The sequence below is a fragment of the Henriciella marina genome (assembly GCF_027213945.1).
GTDB classification, from domain to species: domain Bacteria; phylum Pseudomonadota; class Alphaproteobacteria; order Caulobacterales; family Hyphomonadaceae; genus Henriciella; species Henriciella marina_A.
The window spans coordinates 75,707-93,184 of sequence record NZ_JAPWGW010000004.1 but is presented as its reverse complement, the minus strand read 5'-3'; the positions used below and the strand labels follow the sequence as shown (position 1 = coordinate 93,184).

20 protein-coding genes are annotated in these 17,478 nt (G+C 59.4%); 10 read left to right on the top strand and 10 right to left on the bottom strand.

Going from position 1 to position 17,478, the window contains the following annotated elements; genetic code table 11:
• The 8 genes from O4G74_RS12405 to fabD form a co-directional block, all read right to left on the bottom strand.
• Positions 1 to 927, bottom strand: a complete 927-nt coding sequence (locus O4G74_RS12405; protein ID WP_269402925.1) for a class 1 fructose-bisphosphatase — start codon at positions 925 to 927, stop codon at positions 1 to 3.
• A gap of 53 nt (positions 928 to 980) precedes the next feature.
• Complete coding sequence (gmk, locus tag O4G74_RS12400; protein WP_269402924.1) at positions 981 to 1,634, bottom strand: guanylate kinase; 654 nt, start codon at positions 1,632 to 1,634, stop codon at positions 981 to 983.
• Positions 1,624 to 2,490 (bottom strand): YicC/YloC family endoribonuclease, encoded by an 867-nt coding sequence (locus tag O4G74_RS12395; RefSeq protein ID WP_269402923.1) that lies wholly within the window; start codon positions 2,488 to 2,490, stop codon positions 1,624 to 1,626. The genes gmk and O4G74_RS12395 overlap by 11 nt, the downstream gene beginning before the upstream one ends.
• A gap of 17 nt (positions 2,491 to 2,507) precedes the next feature.
• Positions 2,508 to 3,545 (bottom strand): endolytic transglycosylase MltG, encoded by a 1,038-nt coding sequence (gene mltG, locus O4G74_RS12390; protein ID WP_269402922.1) that lies wholly within the window; start codon positions 3,543 to 3,545, stop codon positions 2,508 to 2,510.
• A 59-nt stretch (positions 3,546 to 3,604) separates the two neighbouring features.
• Positions 3,605 to 4,894 carry a beta-ketoacyl-ACP synthase II gene (fabF, locus tag O4G74_RS12385; protein WP_269402921.1) on the bottom strand — a complete coding sequence of 430 codons (1,290 nt, stop codon included), beginning with the start codon at positions 4,892 to 4,894 and terminating at the stop codon, positions 3,605 to 3,607.
• A gap of 12 nt (positions 4,895 to 4,906) precedes the next feature.
• Entirely contained in the window at positions 4,907 to 5,143 is a 237-nt protein-coding gene (locus O4G74_RS12380; protein WP_119380175.1) for an acyl carrier protein, read from the bottom strand.
• Between the two features lie 107 nt (positions 5,144 to 5,250).
• Positions 5,251 to 5,991, bottom strand: coding sequence for a 3-oxoacyl-[acyl-carrier-protein] reductase (gene fabG, locus O4G74_RS12375; RefSeq protein WP_269402920.1), 741 nt, complete (start codon positions 5,989 to 5,991; stop codon positions 5,251 to 5,253).
• A 63-nt stretch (positions 5,992 to 6,054) separates the two neighbouring features.
• Positions 6,055 to 6,999 carry an ACP S-malonyltransferase gene (gene fabD / locus O4G74_RS12370; RefSeq protein WP_269402919.1) on the bottom strand — a complete coding sequence of 315 codons (945 nt, stop codon included), beginning with the start codon at positions 6,997 to 6,999 and terminating at the stop codon, positions 6,055 to 6,057.
• Positions 7,000 to 7,136: 137 nt separating this feature from the next.
• On the opposite strand from fabD, the gene O4G74_RS12365 reads away from it, so the two are divergent.
• The 8 genes from O4G74_RS12365 (at position 7,137) to O4G74_RS12330 (ending at position 13,764) form a co-directional block, all read left to right on the top strand.
• On the top strand, positions 7,137 to 7,961 hold the full coding sequence (locus O4G74_RS12365) for an isocitrate lyase/PEP mutase family protein (RefSeq protein ID WP_269402918.1): 825 nt from the start codon (positions 7,137 to 7,139) through the stop codon (positions 7,959 to 7,961).
• A gap of 168 nt (positions 7,962 to 8,129) precedes the next feature.
• Positions 8,130 to 8,465 carry a 30S ribosomal protein S6 gene (rpsF, locus tag O4G74_RS12360; RefSeq protein WP_119454120.1) on the top strand — a complete coding sequence of 112 codons (336 nt, stop codon included), beginning with the start codon at positions 8,130 to 8,132 and terminating at the stop codon, positions 8,463 to 8,465.
• Between the two features lie 12 nt (positions 8,466 to 8,477).
• Positions 8,478 to 8,750 (top strand): 30S ribosomal protein S18, encoded by a 273-nt coding sequence (gene rpsR / locus O4G74_RS12355; RefSeq protein WP_269402916.1) that lies wholly within the window; start codon positions 8,478 to 8,480, stop codon positions 8,748 to 8,750.
• A gap of 12 nt (positions 8,751 to 8,762) precedes the next feature.
• On the top strand, positions 8,763 to 9,356 hold the full coding sequence (gene rplI / locus O4G74_RS12350; protein ID WP_269402915.1) for a 50S ribosomal protein L9: 594 nt from the start codon (positions 8,763 to 8,765) through the stop codon (positions 9,354 to 9,356).
• Between the two features lie 259 nt (positions 9,357 to 9,615).
• The gene (locus O4G74_RS12345) at positions 9,616 to 11,103 is read left to right on the top strand and encodes a replicative DNA helicase (RefSeq protein WP_269402914.1); all 1,488 of its coding nucleotides are present in this window, start codon (positions 9,616 to 9,618) and stop codon (positions 11,101 to 11,103) included.
• 42 nt (positions 11,104 to 11,145) lie between these two features.
• On the top strand, positions 11,146 to 12,207 hold the full coding sequence (gene alr, locus O4G74_RS12340) for an alanine racemase (protein ID WP_269402913.1): 1,062 nt from the start codon (positions 11,146 to 11,148) through the stop codon (positions 12,205 to 12,207).
• Positions 12,185 to 13,000, top strand: coding sequence for an MlaE family ABC transporter permease (locus O4G74_RS12335; RefSeq protein ID WP_269402912.1), 816 nt, complete (start codon positions 12,185 to 12,187; stop codon positions 12,998 to 13,000). Before alr ends, O4G74_RS12335 begins: the two co-directional genes overlap by 23 nt.
• Positions 13,000 to 13,764, top strand: coding sequence for an ABC transporter ATP-binding protein (locus O4G74_RS12330; protein WP_269402911.1), 765 nt, complete (start codon positions 13,000 to 13,002; stop codon positions 13,762 to 13,764). Before O4G74_RS12335 ends, O4G74_RS12330 begins: the two co-directional genes overlap by 1 nt.
• Here O4G74_RS12330 and O4G74_RS12325 read toward each other — a convergent pair.
• Positions 13,761 to 14,957: a TIGR03862 family flavoprotein gene (locus O4G74_RS12325; RefSeq protein WP_269402910.1), complete on the bottom strand. Its 1,197-nt coding sequence runs from the start codon at positions 14,955 to 14,957 to the stop codon at positions 13,761 to 13,763. The two genes, O4G74_RS12330 and O4G74_RS12325, sit on opposite strands and share 4 nt — an antisense overlap.
• Before the next feature lie 124 nt (positions 14,958 to 15,081).
• A complete protein-coding gene (locus O4G74_RS12320; RefSeq protein ID WP_269402909.1) occupies positions 15,082 to 15,411 on the bottom strand; it encodes a UrcA family protein in 330 nt (109 codons plus the stop codon).
• Between the two features lie 159 nt (positions 15,412 to 15,570).
• On the opposite strand from O4G74_RS12320, the gene radA reads away from it, so the two are divergent.
• Entirely contained in the window at positions 15,571 to 16,947 is a 1,377-nt protein-coding gene (radA, locus tag O4G74_RS12315) for a DNA repair protein RadA (RefSeq protein ID WP_269402908.1), read from the top strand.
• Complete coding sequence (locus tag O4G74_RS12310) at positions 16,944 to 17,468, top strand: CvpA family protein (RefSeq protein WP_269402907.1); 525 nt, start codon at positions 16,944 to 16,946, stop codon at positions 17,466 to 17,468. The genes radA and O4G74_RS12310 overlap by 4 nt, the downstream gene beginning before the upstream one ends.
• Positions 17,469 to 17,478: the final 10 nt, after the last annotated feature.

Here is a 17,478-nt window from a genome sequence, read left to right as displayed (position 1 = left end):
CTAGTCGTCGGCCGGACCTGCTTTTCTGGCGGCTTCGACAGCGGCAATCTTGCTCTTCTCGCCGATGAAGACTGGGGTCTTTTGGTGGAGCTTTTCCACGGGCATATCCAGAATCGACTGCTCACCATTCGTCGAAGCACCACCCATCGCCTGGATTACGAACGCCATCGGAATGGCTTCGTAGACGAGGCGAAGCTTGCCTTCTTCATAGCCCTTGATGTTCGCTGACGGGTAAGCAAACAGGCCGCCCTGTAACACCATGCGCTTCATGTCCGACACCATGGAGGCATACCAGCGCATATTGTGCGGCTTTACGGTACCGCCCTTGGTGTCCAGCAGGCTTGCATAATGACGCTGTAGCCACTTCGGCCAGACGGTCTGGTTCTGTCCGTTGATCGCGAGAACGTCTGCGGAGGGCAAGCCGCCTTCAATCGGCATGACCGTCCACTCAGCGCCGTCGAACATGCCTTTGTAGACCTTGTCACCATCAGCAAAATAGGCCTCAAGGTTCATGCCAAAGACAAAGAACCCGCCGCTGACAATGTTCTTTCCATTGAAGTCAGCGTCGATTTCAGCGTTCTTGAAGATTGCGAAAATCGCGCCGGAAGGAATGCCGACAAGCGCCGACTTCGATCCGTCCAGAGGATCCAGTGCGACGCTGTACGGCCCGTCAGAGATCTTGTTCAAGCCGGGGCGTTCTTCTGACACGACATAGCGGACATTGCCGTCTGTCTTTAGCGCATTGAAGAAGGCTTCATCTGCGATGACGTCCAGCTCGATCTGATCGTCACCAGATTCATTGCTTGATGTCGCAAACTTAAGCCCGGCCCCTTTCTTCAATTCGGCATAGATCTCTTCGGACGCTGAAAAAAGCGCTGCATAGATGCCGTCCAGAGCGGGTGTGCTGCTATTGAAGTTGGTGGTCATGGATTGGCTCTCGCCCCCTGAAATGGAATGGTGTTCTTACGGCCTGTGCGCGATCACGCTTCGCCCATCAACTCGCGCACATGGTCTTCAAGGCTAAGCTGACGCAGACGCTTCAGACGCTCAACCAGAAGGATGCGCTTCAGTCTCTGATAGGCTATTTCAAGGTCGTCATTGACGATCGCATAGTCATAGCGGCGCCAGTGACGCATTTCGGCTTTCGCATCCCGCATGCGGCGCTCGACGATCTCATCGGTTGAACCCGGCCGGGCTGCGAGGCGCGATTTCAAGGCTTCGATGCTTGGCGGCAGGATGAAGACTGAAACGACGTCCCGCGGCATCTGGTCATGCAGTGCGTCCGCGCCTTGCCAGTCGACATCGAAAAGCACGTCATGGCCGGATGAAAGCAATGCCTCGGTATCAGCGCGCGGCGTCCCATAGAGATTGTCGAAGACCAGTGCCCATTCCAGAAATTCGCGCTGCGCGATCATCGTGCGGAACTCGTCGACAGACTTGAAGTGATAGTCCTTGCCATCAACCTCACCCGGTCGCTCTGGCCGAGTCGTAGCAGAAACCGACAGTTTGATGTCGGAGAATTCTTCCATCAGCTTCTTGCAAAGCGTGGTCTTGCCCGCGCCGGATGGAGAAGAAATGACGAGCATCAGGCCCCTGCGCTCGCCCTCGTCTTTTGGATGGCCGCTATTCGACATTTGCTGCCTGCTCCTTGAACTGATCTACGAGGCCTTTGAGCGCGAGTCCCGCATTCGTCAAATCGAGGCTGGCAGACTTTGAGCAGAGTGTGTTGGCCTCGCGGTTGAACTCCTGCGACAGGAAGTCGAGTTTGCGACCAATAGGGCCGCCCTGTTCCAACAGCCCACGAGCACTTTCTATATGGGCGCGCAGACGGTCGAGCTCTTCACGTACGTCCGCCTTCGCAACAGACAGGGCTATCTCTGCAGCAAGGCGTTCGCCATCAACCTTGTCGCCGGCCTCTAGCTCAGCAAGCTGCTTCTCCAAGCGTGCCTTCAGAAGCTTTGGCTGGTCACCTGCGAGCGCTTCAGCCTGCGCAACGCCGCGCTGCATCTCATCAAGATAGTCGCTCAGCATGTTCTTGAGGGCCTGTCCCTCTTCAAGGCGCGCTGTGTTGAGCTGACCGATGAGTTCATCACCGCCCGCTCGAAGCGCTAAAACAACTTCATCGCTAGCGACAGCACGTGTAGAGCTCTGGCCTGTTTCCACCACACCCTTGATGCCCATAAGGGACGCAATGGCCCCACGATCGGCCGCGTGACCAGAGGCCTTTTCGAAGTCGCGCAGAAGCTGCTGTAGCACATCATGATTTACGCTGAGCGTCTCGGCACCGCCTGCGACCTCAATCCTCAGACCAATCTGGAGATTCCCTCGGGCGAACAATTTGGAAGCCGTCTGCTTGACCGCGCGTTCGACCTCTTCGAACCCACCTGGTACGTTCACGCGCACATCCAGCGAGCGACCATTGACGCTCTTGGCCTCAAACGCCCAGCTGCCCCAGTCCGCCTCGCCAGTTACTCTGGCGAACCCTGTCATTGAAGAGACTTGCGCACTCACTCCTGACCTCGCTCACGCGCGATCTCGCGGCGTTCATACGCGCGGTAAGCCGCAACGTTACGATTGTGCTCGGACAGAGTTTCCGCAAATGCGTGGCCACCCGTCCCATCCGCAACGAAGAAAATGTAATCGGTTTCCGGCGGGTCCAGCACAGCAGCAATTGCGTCTAGTCCCGGATTGCAGATCGGGGTTTTCGGCAGGCCATCGATCTCGTAGGTGTTCCAGTCGGTGACCCGGTCCAGTTCAGAACGATACAGCGTACGACGCACACGTTTTCCGTTCAGCGTTCGATAGAGTGGCTCACCACGTGAGACGCCATAAATGACCGTGGGGTCGCTTTCGAGACGCATACCGCGCCGCAGGCGATTGGTGAAAAGACCAGCCACCAGGGGTCGCTCCTCGGCGCTACCAGTTTCTTTCTCAACCACGGAAGCAAGAATGACCGCCTCCTCAATCGTGGAAATTGGAAGATCATCGGCTCTTTGCGGCCAGAGCTCTTCGAGCAGGTCATCCTGAGCTTTCTCCATCCGCTCGATCATTGATGTGCGCGATTTGTCTGCGGAGAAGATATACGTATCCGGCAGAAGCGTGCCCTCGGCGATCTCGCGTTCCGGCATATCGCCTTCCAGTTCCGGATGGTTCTCGACGATACGCAGGACCTGCGCCGTCGTCAGGCCTTCAGGCACGGTAAGCCGGTACGTGATGACATCGCCGGAAACCAGCAACTCCATGATGCTGGCAATGCTTGCGCGCGGCGGAATAGCATACTCGCCAACCTTGAGACCGGCTTGCTGCTCCGAGAGCCGCGCATGCAGTTTCATGATATCAGCATTTGAAATGACGCCTTGGGTTTCCAGACGCTGAGCAACGCCGCCGACATGGTCACCCTGGCGCACTTCAAACACAGCGCTTTCTGCGTGCGGTCCCGGTTCGCTGATTTCGTTCTGCAGCCAGAACCAGCCGCCAATAGCCCCAACTGCGCCGAGGCCAGCCAGCACGAATCCAATCGCCAGAAGCGCCTTGATGAACCGCATATCTACTCCCCCATGATACAGGCTGACTTTACCTTGCCTGAGCTTTTTCGCTTAGGGAACTAGTCAGCCTGTTTGAGGATGAGGCACGCATTGGTGCCACCAAAACCGAACGAGTTGGACATGGCTGCACGAACCTTGCCCTTCTTGGCCTTGTGCGGAATGAGATCGATTTCCGTCTCAACGCTTGGATTATCCAGATTGAGCGTCGGCGGCATGACCTGATCACGCAGCGCCAGCGCACAGAATGCGCTCTCGATCGCCCCTGCCGCCCCAAGAAGGTGGCCAACGGCAGACTTTGTGGAGGATAGGGACAGATTTTTCGCATGCTCACCGAACAGTCGCTCGACTGCACCGATTTCGCCTTCGTCACCCTTCGGCGTCGAGGTGCCGTGCGTGTTGACGTAATCGATGTCGGTCACATCAAGGCCGGAATTATCCAGCGCCATTTTCATGGCGCGATAACCGCCCTCGGAGCCTTCTGCAGGTGCCGTGATATGATAGGCATCGCCGGTCAGGCCATAGCCTGCGACTTCCGCATAGATCTTCGCACCACGCGCCTTTGCGTGCTCATACTCTTCGAGCATCACGATTGCGGCGCCTTCGCCCATCACAAACCCGTCCCGGTCCTTGTCATAAGGTCGGGAGGCTTTTTCTGGCGTGTCGTTGAAGTTAGTTGACATGGCTTTCGCCGCGCAGAAGCCGGCAATGCCGATTTCGCAGATCACAGCTTCCGAGCCGCCAGCCAGCATCAGGTCGGCGTCGCCATACTGGATGAGGCGAGCCGAGTCGCCGATGGCATGCGCACCAGTCGCACAGGCCGTCACCACAGAGTGGTTCGGCCCCTTGAACCCGTGGCGGATAGAGACCTGGCCGGAAGCGAGGTTGATCAGTGCTGACGGAATGAAGAATGGGCTCACACGACGCGCACCCTGGGTGTGCAGTGTGATGGCCGTGTCGTAGATGGACTGGAGGCCGCCAATTCCAGAGCCGATCAGAACGCCTGTGCGCTCCTTCTGCTCGTCGGTTTCAGCTTTCCAGCCGGAATCCTCTACACATTCGTCGGCTGCTGCGAGCGCATATAGAATGAACTCGTCGATGCGGCGGCGCTCTTTTGCGCTCGCCGCCTTGTCCGGATCGAATGAGTGAGGATCGTCGGCACTGCCGCCGCCGCGGCCGGTGCCGTCATTCCAAGGTACCTGGCAAGCGATCTTGCAAGGCACGTCCTTTGTATCAAACAGATCGATAGGACCTGCTCCAGACTTGCCTGCGAGCAAACGCTCCCACGTGGCCTCGCGTCCGCTAGCTAGCGGAGAAACGAGACCAATCCCGGTAATGACGACACGGCGCATCAGCTAACCCTCTTAAGAGACGTGAGCCTTGATGTGGGTGACAGCGTCACCAACAGTACGGATGTTCTCCTGAACGTCGTCAGGGATTTCGATGTTGAATTCTTCTTCGAAAGCCATGACCAGCTCGACCAGGTCCAGGGAGTCTGCGCCGAGATCGTCGATGAAGCTCGCCGATTCCGTCACCTTGTCCGCTTCAACGTCGAGATTCTCGACAACGATCTTTTTAACACGCTCGAAAACGTCAGACATGGAAAACCTCTCTCATAATGTCTGATAGGAAGACTATTTGTCTTGGGTTGCCCGTTAGCACACTGATAAAGAGAACGCCAAGGGCTGCAACTGTTGGGCACCCTCGTTCAGATCATCGCCATGCCGCCATTCACGTGCAGTGTCTGGCCTGTAACATAGGACGCTTCTGACGAAGCAAGATAGACCGCAGCCGAGGCAATATCACTGCCCTGGCCGAGCTTTCCTGAGGGAATCTGGCCAAGAAGCGCCTCTTTCTGCGCATCCGGAAGAACATCCGTCATCGGTGATTCGATAAAGCCGGGCGCGATACAGTTCGCGGTAATGCCGCGGCTTGCGACTTCCTGTGCGAGCGCCTTGGTGAAGCCGATCATGCCAGCCTTGGACGCGCAGTAATTCGCCTGTCCTGGATTGCCGGTCACGCCAACGATGGACGTGATCCCGATTATGCGGCCATGGCGGCGCTTCATCATACCCCGCACGACCGATTTTGTGAGCCGGTAGTAAGAGCCGAGATTGACGTTCATCACATCATCAAAGTCTTCAGGCTTCATCTGCATGAGCAGCTTGTCGCGCGTGATGCCTGCATTGGCGACCAGGATGTCGAGCGGGCTGCCTGCAGCTTCTTCGGCGCGGCTGACAAGGCTGTCGACAGATTCAGCGTCGGAAAGGTTGGCCGTGACGACAAAACCTTCGCCCGGAAGGCCAGAACGCACCTCTTCCAGAACGCCTTCACGCGTCCCGGACAGGGCAACTTTTGCTCCTGCTTCAGACAGGGCTTTCGCAATTGCGCTGCCAATGCCACCGGAGGCCCCGGTTACCAGCGCTGTGCGTCCGCTGAGATCAAACATGCGGCTCGTCCTTCCTTGCTTGCGGCTTCTGCCGTCTCGTTCTCGGTTTCGACCCTTGTCGCCTTAGCCGAGACGCTTAGCAACCGATTCTATGTCTTCAGGGGTGCCCAGTGTCAGCCCCTCAATTTCCTTGGCCGTGCGCCGGTTCATGACGCTAAGCACTTTTCCGGCGCCCGCCTCAACTGTCAGTTCAATGCCCTGAGATGCCATGAACTCAACGCTCTCGCGCCAGCGGACCTGACCGCAGACCTGCTCAATCAGGTGCTGCCGGATCGCCACGGGGTCCGACGTCGGCTCTGCGGTGACATTGGAAATTACGGGCACGCACGGCGCCTTGATCTCGATCTCTGACAGCGCCTTCATCATTTCATCGGCGGCAGGCTGCATCATTGAGCAGTGGAATGGCGCGCTTACCGGCAGCATCATTGCCTTCTTGATGCCGACACCACCCGTTTTGGAAGCCGCGAGTTCGACAGCGGCCCTTGAGCCGGAAATGACGATCTGCCCCGGCGCATTATCATTGGCGACTTCACAGATGCCGCCCTCAGCCCGGCCAAGCTCACAGACCGCGACCGCCTGCTCCGGCGTTGCGCCGAGCAGTGCAGCCATCGCGCCTTCACCCGGTGGCACGGCGGCCTGCATGGCATTCCCACGAATGCGCAGGATGCGCGCTGCATCGGCGAGTTCGATGGCGCCGCTTGCGGCCAGCGCGGAATATTCACCAAGTGAATGGCCTGCCACGAACGCCGCCTTGTCTGGGCCAATGCCGTGTGTCTGCAGCGCTCGGATCGCAGCAACGCTAACGGCCATAAGGGCTGGCTGCGTGTTCGCCGTCAGCTTCAGTTCCGCTTCATCACCTTCCCAGATCAGTTGGGACAGGTCCTGCTGAAGCGCAGCGTCCACCGTCTCGAAAACTTCCCGTGCCTCGGGATAGGCAGTGGCAAGGTCCTTGCCCATGCCGATGAACTGACTGCCCTGTCCGGGGAAAATCAACGCGAACTTGGTCATGCGGTTCGGCCCTTCTGATGAATCTCGTTCTTATGCGGCGCTTTGCTAGAAGCCCCTATGGCAATGCGCAAGTATCGGGTGGAGTCGAACCGCGCCTTGCGCCATCGCTGAGTGGGCACAACGAAAGAGACCAGGCAATGACTGACCAGCATCGAAAAGCCGAAGCGTTTCAGGCCCTTCAGCGCGAAGGCTGCTTCATCATTCCGAACCCATGGGATGTGGGGTCTGCCAAGATCCTTCAGGGCATGGGACTTAAAGCACTCGCTACCACAAGCGCAGGTTTCGCCACCTCGCTTGGCCTTCAGGACTATGAAGTCACGCGCGACATGGTGCTCGCTCATGCAAAGGCGTTGTGCGATGCTACAAAGATCCCGGTCACGGCCGATCTGGAGAATGGCTTCGGCGACGCTCCAGACACCTGCGCTGAGACGATCAGACTCGCAGCTGAAGCCGGGCTCGTCGGAGGTTCGGTCGAAGATTTCAGCTCGGAACTTGGCGAGCAATACGATCTGGAGCAATCGCGCGATCGCGTTGCGGCCGCTGCCGAGGCCGCGAGATCCCTGCCCTTCCGTTTTACGCTTACGGCCCGAGCTGAAAACTTCTTCACGGGCCTGCCTGACCTCGCCGACACCATCCGCCGGCTTCAGGCCTATCAGGAGGCCGGGGCTGACGTACTCTATGCGCCAGGCCTTCGATCCCTGGAAGACATCCGTTCGGTGCTGGCGTCCATTGATCGACCGCTCAACGTTCTGATGGGCCCCTTCGATGGTTTTGTATCCGTCGCAGATCTCGCTGCGCTTGGAATACGTCGCATCAGCCTTGGGTCGAGCCTGTCAAACGCCGCGCACGGCGCCTTGGTCAGAGCTGGACGCGAACTTCTGGAGACTGGCACCTTCGGATATGCAAAGGATGGCGTGGACGGTACGGAACTGGCGGCCATCATGACGCCCGACAACGCCTGACACGACTGGGCTTCGCGCCTTGATTTTACCTGCAGAGTGGGCTTTAAGCCGCCTCTTCACACGGGGTGCGGTCCTGGTGTCCGGAATGAGCCGGATATGCAGGGGCCATCGCCGGAACGTCTTCCCGCGTTCCAGCGCCGCATTCTGAACTCCAAGGGAAAGACCAACATGGCACTTTATGAACACGTGCTGATCTCGCGTCCGGACATCTCGCCTGCCCAGGTCGAGAGCCAGATCGAAGAGCTTGGCCAATGGCTGGAAAGCCAGGGCGCAAAGGTCGGCAAGACCGAATACTGGGGTCTGCGCAACCTCTCCTACCCGATCAACAAGCAGCGCAAGGGACACTACTCCCTGCTCAACATCGACGGCCCAGCAGCCGCCGTTCACGAGCTCGAGCGCCGTCACCGTATCTCCGACGACGTCATCCGTTACATGACGATCAAGGTCGAAGAGCTGGACGAAGAGCCGTCCCCGATGATGGGTCGCAAGGGCCGCAAGGACTAGGGAGCGAGAGTTATGTCTTCAGAAAACAATCACGGTGATATCAACATCACCAACATCCCTGCTCGGCGTACATTCAACCGCCGCCGCAAGGTCGATCCGTTCTCGGGCCAAGGCGCCCCTGCGATCGACTACAAGGATGTGAAACTGCTGCAGCGCTACATCTCCGAGAAGGGCAAGATTGTCCCGTCACGGATCACTGCAGTGAACGTCAAGAACCAGCGTAAGCTTGCCCGCGCCATCAAGCGCGCCCGCATGCTCGCGCTTCTGCCATTCACCGTTAAGTAGGAGGACTGACACATGGACATCATCCTTCTTGAACGCGTCGAAAACCTTGGCGAGCTTGGCGAAGAAGTCACTGTGAAGAACGGCTTTGCCCGTAACTTCCTGCTGCCACGTGGCAAGGCGCTGATCGCAAACGATCGTAACCGCGCCCGTTTCGCCGCAGAGCGTGACCTCATCGAGAAGCGCAACGCAGACGCACGCGAAGAAGCCGCCCAGACAGGCAACAGCCTCGACGGCGCAGAAATCGTGCTCATCCGCCAGTCTTCCGACACCGGCAACCTTTACGGTTCCGTCTCGACCCGCGACATCGTCGATGCGCTGGCTGAGAAAGACTTCAAGGTCCGCCGCGGTCAGATCAAGCTCGACCAGCCGATCAAGACCATCGGCATCTACGAGCTCGGCATCCGGCTTCACGCGGAAGTCCTCGTAGACATCACCGTGAACGTCGCCCGCTCAATGGAAGAAGCTGAGCGTCAGGCAGCAGGCGAGAACGTCATCGAGACGATCCACGCTGAACAACAAGGCGCCGCAGCCGAGCAATCTGCTGAACTGGCTGAAGCCAGCGCAGAGCGCGAGGAAGCAACTCGCGAAGCTCCTGAAGAGGAGTAGGCTTCCGGGCGTCTTGCGCCAGACCTTGATCAAGGCCGTGCCCTCCGGGTGCGGCCTTTTTCTTTGACCCTCCAAGCGCTCGGTCTGAATGTTTGCGCACCCGACGAAACCGCGAATCACGTGGCTCCGAATCGGTGTATTCCACAGAACTCATCTGAGCTGTGGACGATGTCTGTTTCTATGTAAGTCAAGCCTGCAATCTTTCCCCACTCAGGCGTAAAGTTAACCCATCGGTAAGAACCTTTTCGGGGACACGCGCATGAACGATATGTCCAACACGCCCAAGTCGGTCGAAGCACCGCACAATCTGTCGGCTGAAGCCGGCGTGCTCGGGGCGATTCTCTATGACAATAATGCGTTCCAGCGTGTCGCGGACATTCTGCGCGCCACCGACTTCTATTCCATCCCTCACCAGGAGATCTTCGAAGTCTGCTCGACCATGATCCAGGGCGGCCGTGTGGCCGACGGCATCACGCTGCGCGAGCACTTCGAGAAAGCCGACAAGCTTCAGGAAATCGGCGGCGCGTCCTATCTCGCAGAGTTGCTCGATTCGGCCGCCTTCGGTCCTGAAATCACCGACTATGCGCGCATGATCCGCGACTTCGCCATGCGCCGAGATTTGATCGACATCGGCGCGACGGTCCAGCACCGTGCCTTCAAGCCGGAGCCAGAAGAAGACGGTGACAAGCAGCTTGAGCTCGCCGAACGCCAACTCTTCGATCTGGCTGACCGGGGCTCTTCCGGCCGGGGCTTTCACTCTTTTTCGACCGCCCTGAAAGAGTCGCTTGCCATGGCAGAGGCGGCCTTCAAACGGGATGGAAAGATTGCCGGTGTCGCTTCCCAGCTTGACGATCTCGACACGATGCTTGGCGGCTTCCACAAGTCTGACCTCGTCATTCTCGCGGGTCGTCCCTCCATGGGCAAGACGACGCTCGCGACCAATATCGCGTTCAATGCGGCGCAGGCCTGTCGACGCGAAGCCCAGCCCGACGGGTCAAAGAAAACCGTCGAAGGCGCTGTTGTTGCTTTCTTTTCTCTCGAAATGTCGTGTGAGCAACTTGCCACCCGTATCATCGCAGACCGAACCGGCCTCAATGCCCACCACATCCGTCAGGGCGACCTCGACGCCAGCGACTTCGAAAAGATCCGCCAGGCCACCGAGGAACTTCAGAACCTGCCACTTTATATCGATGACCAGGGCGGCATCTCTATCAGCCAGCTCGCCGCGCGCGCCCGGCGTCTGAAACGCACCAGTGGCCTCGACATGGTCGTGATCGACTATCTTCAGCTTCTGACCTCAACGACTGGCAAAGCCAGCGACTCCCGTGTTCAGGAGATCACGCAGATCACGATGGGTCTCAAGGCGCTCGCCAAGGAGCTGAACGTCCCCGTCATTGCCCTCTCCCAGCTCTCGCGTCAGGTCGAGCAGCGCGAGGACAAACGCCCGCAACTCTCCGACCTTCGCGAGTCCGGCTCCATTGAGCAGGACGCCGACGTCGTCATGTTCGTCTACCGCGAGTCCTATTATCTTGAGCGGACCGAACCCCAATCCGGCGGCGAGGATCCGGCATCTGCGGAAAAATGGACCAAGTGGCGTCAGCGCATGGATGAGGTCCTCGGCACCGCTGAGGTCATCATTGGCAAACAGCGTCATGGCCCGATTGGGCGCGTCACGCTCGCCTTCGACGCGAATACGACCCGCTTCGGCAATCTGAAACGTCAGCAGCCGGAACCGGACTTCGGCTAGAATGGGTTGCCGCATAGCCGCGCGGCGGACTATGCCGCATCAATGAGTTTCAGTCCCCGCGCCCGCGTGCATCTTCAGAACATCGTCGCCAACTGGCGCACGATCGATGCACTCGTCCCTGAGAGTAAAGCCGGCGCCGTCGTCAAAGCGAATGCCTATGGCCACGGCGTCGCCCGGGTTGCGCGCGCCCTGCACGAGGCTGGATGCCGGACTTTCTTCGTCGCCTATGTCGAAGAAGGCGCAGAGCTCCGCAATGCCATACGCGCTGATGCGACCATTCTTGCATTCAATGGTGCAGACCCCTGTGACGCAGACCTCGTCCGCGCTCACCGGGTTACACCCGTCCTGAACGCCTTGCCAGCCATCAGGGATTGGCTCGCGCTCTCCGATGCGCCTGACTATGCGGTTCACATAGACACAGGCATGAACCGGCTTGGCGTGCGGATGGAAGACGTTTCTGGGCTTGCAGGCCTCACGGCCTGCAGGCCGCCAGTACATGTCATGTCGCATCTGGTTGATTCCGATGACCGCTCGCGCGCCATCAACGTCGAACAACTCGCGCGCTTCAAGGACGCCGCATCGCACTTCCCTCACGCCCGCAAGAGCTTCGCCAATACGGGCGGGTGCTTCATGGGGCGGGATTACGGGTTCGATATCGTGCGCCCAGGTATCGGCCTCTATGGTGGCGGGCCTCCGCTGCCCGACGGCATCGAGCTAAAGCCTGGCATGACACTGGAAGCTCCTATCCTGACGGTACAGTCCGTCCAGCCGGGCGAGACGGTAGGGTATGGCGCGACACATACCTTCGATACGGCGCGAACGCTGGCGACTGTGGCGCTTGGTTACGGGGATGGATTTCTGCGCGCGGCAGGCAACAAAGGCTTCGCTTCACTAGGCGGCATAGTATGCCCGATCGTCGGCCGGGTCTCGATGGATCTCATTACGATCGACGTCACACAGGCAGCGGACCTTGCAAAGCCGGGAGCATTCGCCCAATTCATCGGAGCGGAGGTCCTGCTCGAAGAGCAGGCCAGACGCGCCGGCACGGTCGGCTACGAATTAGTAACAGGACTGGGCCATCGTGTCAGACGCATCTACGACTAAATCCGGCGGTATTCCCAATCCGCTCGCCTGGATCGGGCGCGGTACACTTGCGCTTTTCGCAGAGATTGGCCGCCTGTCGCTTTTCTCCGGGCGCACGGCCCTGTCTGCCCTGATCCCACCCTGGAACCTTACCCAGCTGTGGAAGCAGATCATTGCGATTGGCTTCTATTCCCTGCCAGTCGTCGGCCTGTCCGCCGTCTTTATCGGCGCAGCCCTCGCCCTCAACATCTATACCGGCGGCAATCGCTTCGGCGCTGAACAGTTCGTTCCGAACATCGTCGTCCTCGGCATCACGCGCGAGCTTGGCGCGACGATCACTGGCCTGATGCTGGCCGGCCGTGTGACCGCTGGAATCGCCGCAGAGATCGGTGCCATGAAGGTGACCGAGCAGATCGATGCGTTGAAGACGCTTTCTGCCAACCCGTTCCGCTATCTATATGCGCCGCGTTTCCTCGCTGCCGCACTCACCCTGCCAATCCTGGTGCTGATCGCCGACATAATCGGCGTTATGGGCGGCTGGCTCGTCAGCGTCTATGCGCTCGACTTCGATTCCACGACCTATCTGCGCAATACTATCGACTTCCTCACCATGGAAGATGTCGTCGTCGGCCTGATCAAGGCAGTCATCTTTGGCATGGTGATCGCGCTGATGGGTTGCTATCAAGGCTCGAAGTCGTCGGCTGGCGCGACAGGCGTGGGGCGTGCGGCCACGCTTTCCATGGTTGGCGCTGCAGTCCTTGTGCTTGCTGCCAACTATATCCTCTCTACCTTCTTCGTGCAGATCGGTATTTGATGACGCAGCCTATTCTCGAACTCAAAGGCGTCCAGAAAGGCTTCGGCTCGAACCATGTCCTGCGCGGCGTCGACATTGATGTCGCCCCCGGCCGTTCTCTCGTGGTGCTTGGCGGGTCGGGCTCCGGCAAGTCAGTCATGCTCAAGAACGCGCTTGGCCTGATGACACCGGACGCCGGTAAGATCCTGTTTGACGGCAAAGACGTGACCAAGGATCAGGGCAAAGCCCGTGAGGCCATGCGGTCCCGCGTCGGCATGCTGTTCCAGTCCGGCGCCCTGTTCGACTCCCTCACAGTCTGGGAAAATGTCGCCTTCCGTCTGCTCAACGCAGACGGGATGAAGCGCACTGATGCCAAGGAGCAGGCTGTCGAGACTTTGAAGAAGGTTCGCCTCGGTGCGTCTGTCGCCGACCTTCGCCCAGCCGAGATATCAGGCGGCATGCAGAAGCGCGTCGCCCTCGCCCGCGCCATCATCACAGAACCGGATCTCATTTTTTTCGACGAGCCGACCACGGGGCTTGACCCGATTACGGCCGACGCGATCAATGATCTCATCATCGAACAGGTGAAAGCGCTGGGCGCCGCTGCGGTGACGATCACCCATGACATGGCGTCCGCCCGCAAGGTCGCCGACGAGATTGCCATGCTGTTTGAAGGCAAGATCATCTGGCGCGGCCCGGCCAGCGAAATTGACCGGTCCGGCAATGATCATGTCGACCAGTTCGTCCACGGCCGCGCCGACGGGCCGATCCAGCCTGCGCTTTAATGACCTGCTGCGGCCCTGCCCGCCGCCCGGCCCATCGCAAGGCAAGCTGTCAGCAGATACCCCCCGGTTGGTGCATCCCAGGCGACCATTTCCCCAGCGCAGTAGACCCCCGGCAGTGCTTTCAACATCAAGTGATCGTCAAGCGCGCTCCACGACACGCCACCCGCCGTCGAAATGGCCTCATCCATCGGCACCGGTCCATCCACGCGAACTGGCAACGACTTCAGAGACCTGGCGAGGTCACCCGCCTCGGCTGGTAGCACGCCCCGCGCAATTTCGTTGACGAGCGCAATCTTCGTGCGATCAAGACGCGCCGACTTGCGTAGTCGGTTGGAGCTGGAGTCTTTCGGGTTCGCAGCAGCCAGTCGTCTTGTCAGTATATCCATATCAACATCCGGCAGCAGATCGACCTCAAGTGTTGCTCCCCCCCTAGCGCTAATCTGGCCTATGAGATTCGGCGAAAGCGGGTAAATTGCCCCGCTCTCAATACCTCTGTTTGTGATGATCACATCGCCCTGAGCAGACTGGTCGCCAACCGACAGCCGCACCCCCTTCAGCGGTGCCCCCTCGAACCCATTAAGCAATCGTTCTGACCAGCTGACTTCGAAGCCGCAATTGGAAGGCTGGAACGGCTCTAGCTCGACACCTTTGGCCGCCAGCAGATCTGCCCAGGCCCCATCCGAGCCAAGTCGCGACCAGCTCGCACCACCGAGTGTCAGTATGACCGCATCAGCCTCCAGCCTCACCTCTTTCTCAGGCGTCGCAAACACCAACGCCCCGGTCTCATCCCATCCCTGCCAGCAATGGCGCACATGAAGGCGAGCGCCGTCCCTCTGTAGCCGCACCAACCATGCCCGCAGCAGTGGTGAGGCCTTCATCATCACCGGAAACACCCGGCCAGAGCTTCCCTTGAAGCTTTCAATCCCAAGACCGGTCATCCAACGCTCGACATCGCTAGGCCCGAACGCTTCGATCATGTCGGCCAGACGCGCATCCGGCGCGCGGTAGCGAGACCGGAAAAGCGCCGCCTCTTCGCTATGAGAAATGTTCAGCCCACTCTTGCCTGCCATGAGGAATTTGCGAGCAACACTTGGCATGGCGTCATAGATCGATACCTGCGCCCCTGCTTCAATAGCGGCTTCCGCAGCCATGAGACCTGCCGGTCCGGCGCCAATGATCGCTATATGCTTCACACCGCTTCTCTAGCCAGCGCTGGAGCGCCTTGCCAGTGGCGCTGGCGTAAACCTTACGCCCGAAAGCAGAACGGCCGGCACCTTGGTCAGGGCCGGCCGAACTATTACAAAGGGTCATGTCCCTTTAGCCTTCAGATGTCGTCTTGGCCTCGGCGACGCGCTCGGCTTTCGGGAAAACCCGTCCCATGGCATCCTTGATGGCCGCATCGACGCAGATGGCCGTGGCGCGCTGGTAGGCCAATGGCTGCGGGCCGCTGCGGGCAAGGCAGGCATGTTTTGCGGCGCGTTCGATCCGGCTCTCCACCTTGGCGCGGCCTTCTGGCGTAGAGAGGTCAAGGCCTGAGATATCGGCTTCAACGGAGTTCGCAGGCAAGGTGCTGCCAGCGAAAGCCGGGGCGGCAAATCCAGCGCAGACGGTAAGAGCGATTGCGGTGATAACGTTTCTGGTTTTCATTTTATGGGTCCTTCTCTTTTGTTGTTATTGACCCTGTCCCTGTTCGATACCATTAGCATGATTATTGATATTCGATAATTAATTTATCGTAATTCGATATGTCGCCTTCCGGCAAAAGTCGCTTCACCCTCGCTCCCCGACAGGCTAGGTCTGTTCCCCATGGCTAAAGCGAACACCGTCTTCACCTGTCAGTCCTGCGGCGCCGTCCATCCAAAATGGTCAGGGCGCTGCGACGCCTGCGGTGAGTGGAACACACTGGTCGAGGAGACATCATCAGCAGCGCCTGGCGGTCTGGCCGCGCCAAAGTCATCCTCCCGCAAAGCAGGCAAGGCTGAGTTTACCACGCTCAACGCAGTCGAAGACGCCCCCACCCGCCACCTTATCGGCGTCGATGAGCTGGACCGCGTCTTTGGCGGCGGCGTCGTTCCCTCCTCTGCCACGCTGATCGGGGGCGACCCGGGCATCGGCAAGTCGACCCTTCTCCTCCAAGTTGCTGCGCGTCTCGCCCGCAATGGCCTGTCCACCGTCTATGTCTCGGGCGAAGAAGCCGCCGCTCAGATCCAGGACCGGGCCCGCAGGCTGAAAGTCTCCGAAAGCCCTGTAGAACTCGCGACCGAAACCGACCTTAGAAAGGTCATGTCCGCACTCAAATCTGCCAATCCGGACTTCGTCGTCATCGATTCCATCCAGACCATGTGGTCCGACAGCCTCGAAGCAGCTCCCGGCTCTGTGGCGCAGGTCCGTGCCTGCGCGCAGGAGCTAACCCGCTGGGCAAAGAAGTCCGGCGCGGCGCTCATCCTCGTCGGTCACGTCACGAAGGAAGGCCAGATCGCAGGCCCCCGCGTCGTCGAGCACATGGTAGATACCGTCTTCTATTTCGAAGGCGAGCGCGGCCACCAGTTCCGCATCCTTCGCGCCGTGAAGAACCGTTTCGGCCCGACCGACGAGATCGGTATCTTCGAAATGCACCAGTATGGCCTCGCCCCGGCGCGTGAGCCGTCTGCCCTCTTCCTGTCCAATGAAGACGAGACATCTGGAGGCACGGCCGTATTTGCCGCCATGGAAGGGTCACGCCCTGTCCTTGCGGAAGTGCAGGCGCTGGTCGCCGCGTCCGCTTATGGTACGCCCCGGCGCAGCATTGTCGGCTGGGATACGAACCGCCTCGCCATGGTCCTTGCCGTACTCGAAGCGCGCTGTGGAGTCTCCTTGGCTGGGCGCGACGTCTACCTCTCGGTTGCAGGCGGCTATCGTATGGCAGAACCTGCAGGTGACCTCGCCGCCGCCGCCGCCCTCCTCACCTCGCTGGCAGACCGGCCACCACCCGAAAAGTCTGTCTTTTTCGGCGAAGTTGCCCTCTCTGGTGCCATCCGCCCCGTCGCGCGCATGGACCAGCGCCTGAAAGAAGCGCGGCGCCTTGGTTTCAAGAGCGCATTCGTCCCCGAAGGCAGCACCGGATCGTTTGAAGGGTTGACCGTGAAGCCGCTATCGCGCCTATCTGATCTGGTAGATTTAATAGGTCCGGACCCAGAGCCATGATGGACGCCATTACAGCCTTTGATGCAATCGTGGTCGTTCTTCTGATCCTGTCCACGCTGATGGCGTTTGCGCGCGGCTTCATGAGAGAGCTCGCAACGCTCGGTGCGTTCATCGCTGCGCTCGCTGCGGCGTATTTCGCAAACAAGTATCTGCATGCCGCGTTTACGCGTTTTCTGCCCGGGGACACCGCACCTTGGCTGCCTAGCCTGATCCTGTTCCTCGCCTTCTTCCTGTTGGTCTACGTAATTGTCGCCTGGTTTGGCGCGAACCTTTCTCGCTCCATTCAGGGCGTTGAGGGCATCGGACTTCTCGACCGCGTGACGGGGGCCGCATTCGGCTTTATTCGCGGCGCCGTAATCCTTGTATTCTTTGTGTTTCTCCTGCGCATGGCGCTGGATCAGGACCGCATTCCGGAATGGATCCGCACCGCCCAATCCTACTCTCTGCTGGAAAGCGGCGCTGATTATGTCGCCGAAAGCGCGCCAGAACTCGCCCGCAGCCCTGCAGCCGCCCAACCTTGACGAATCTCAG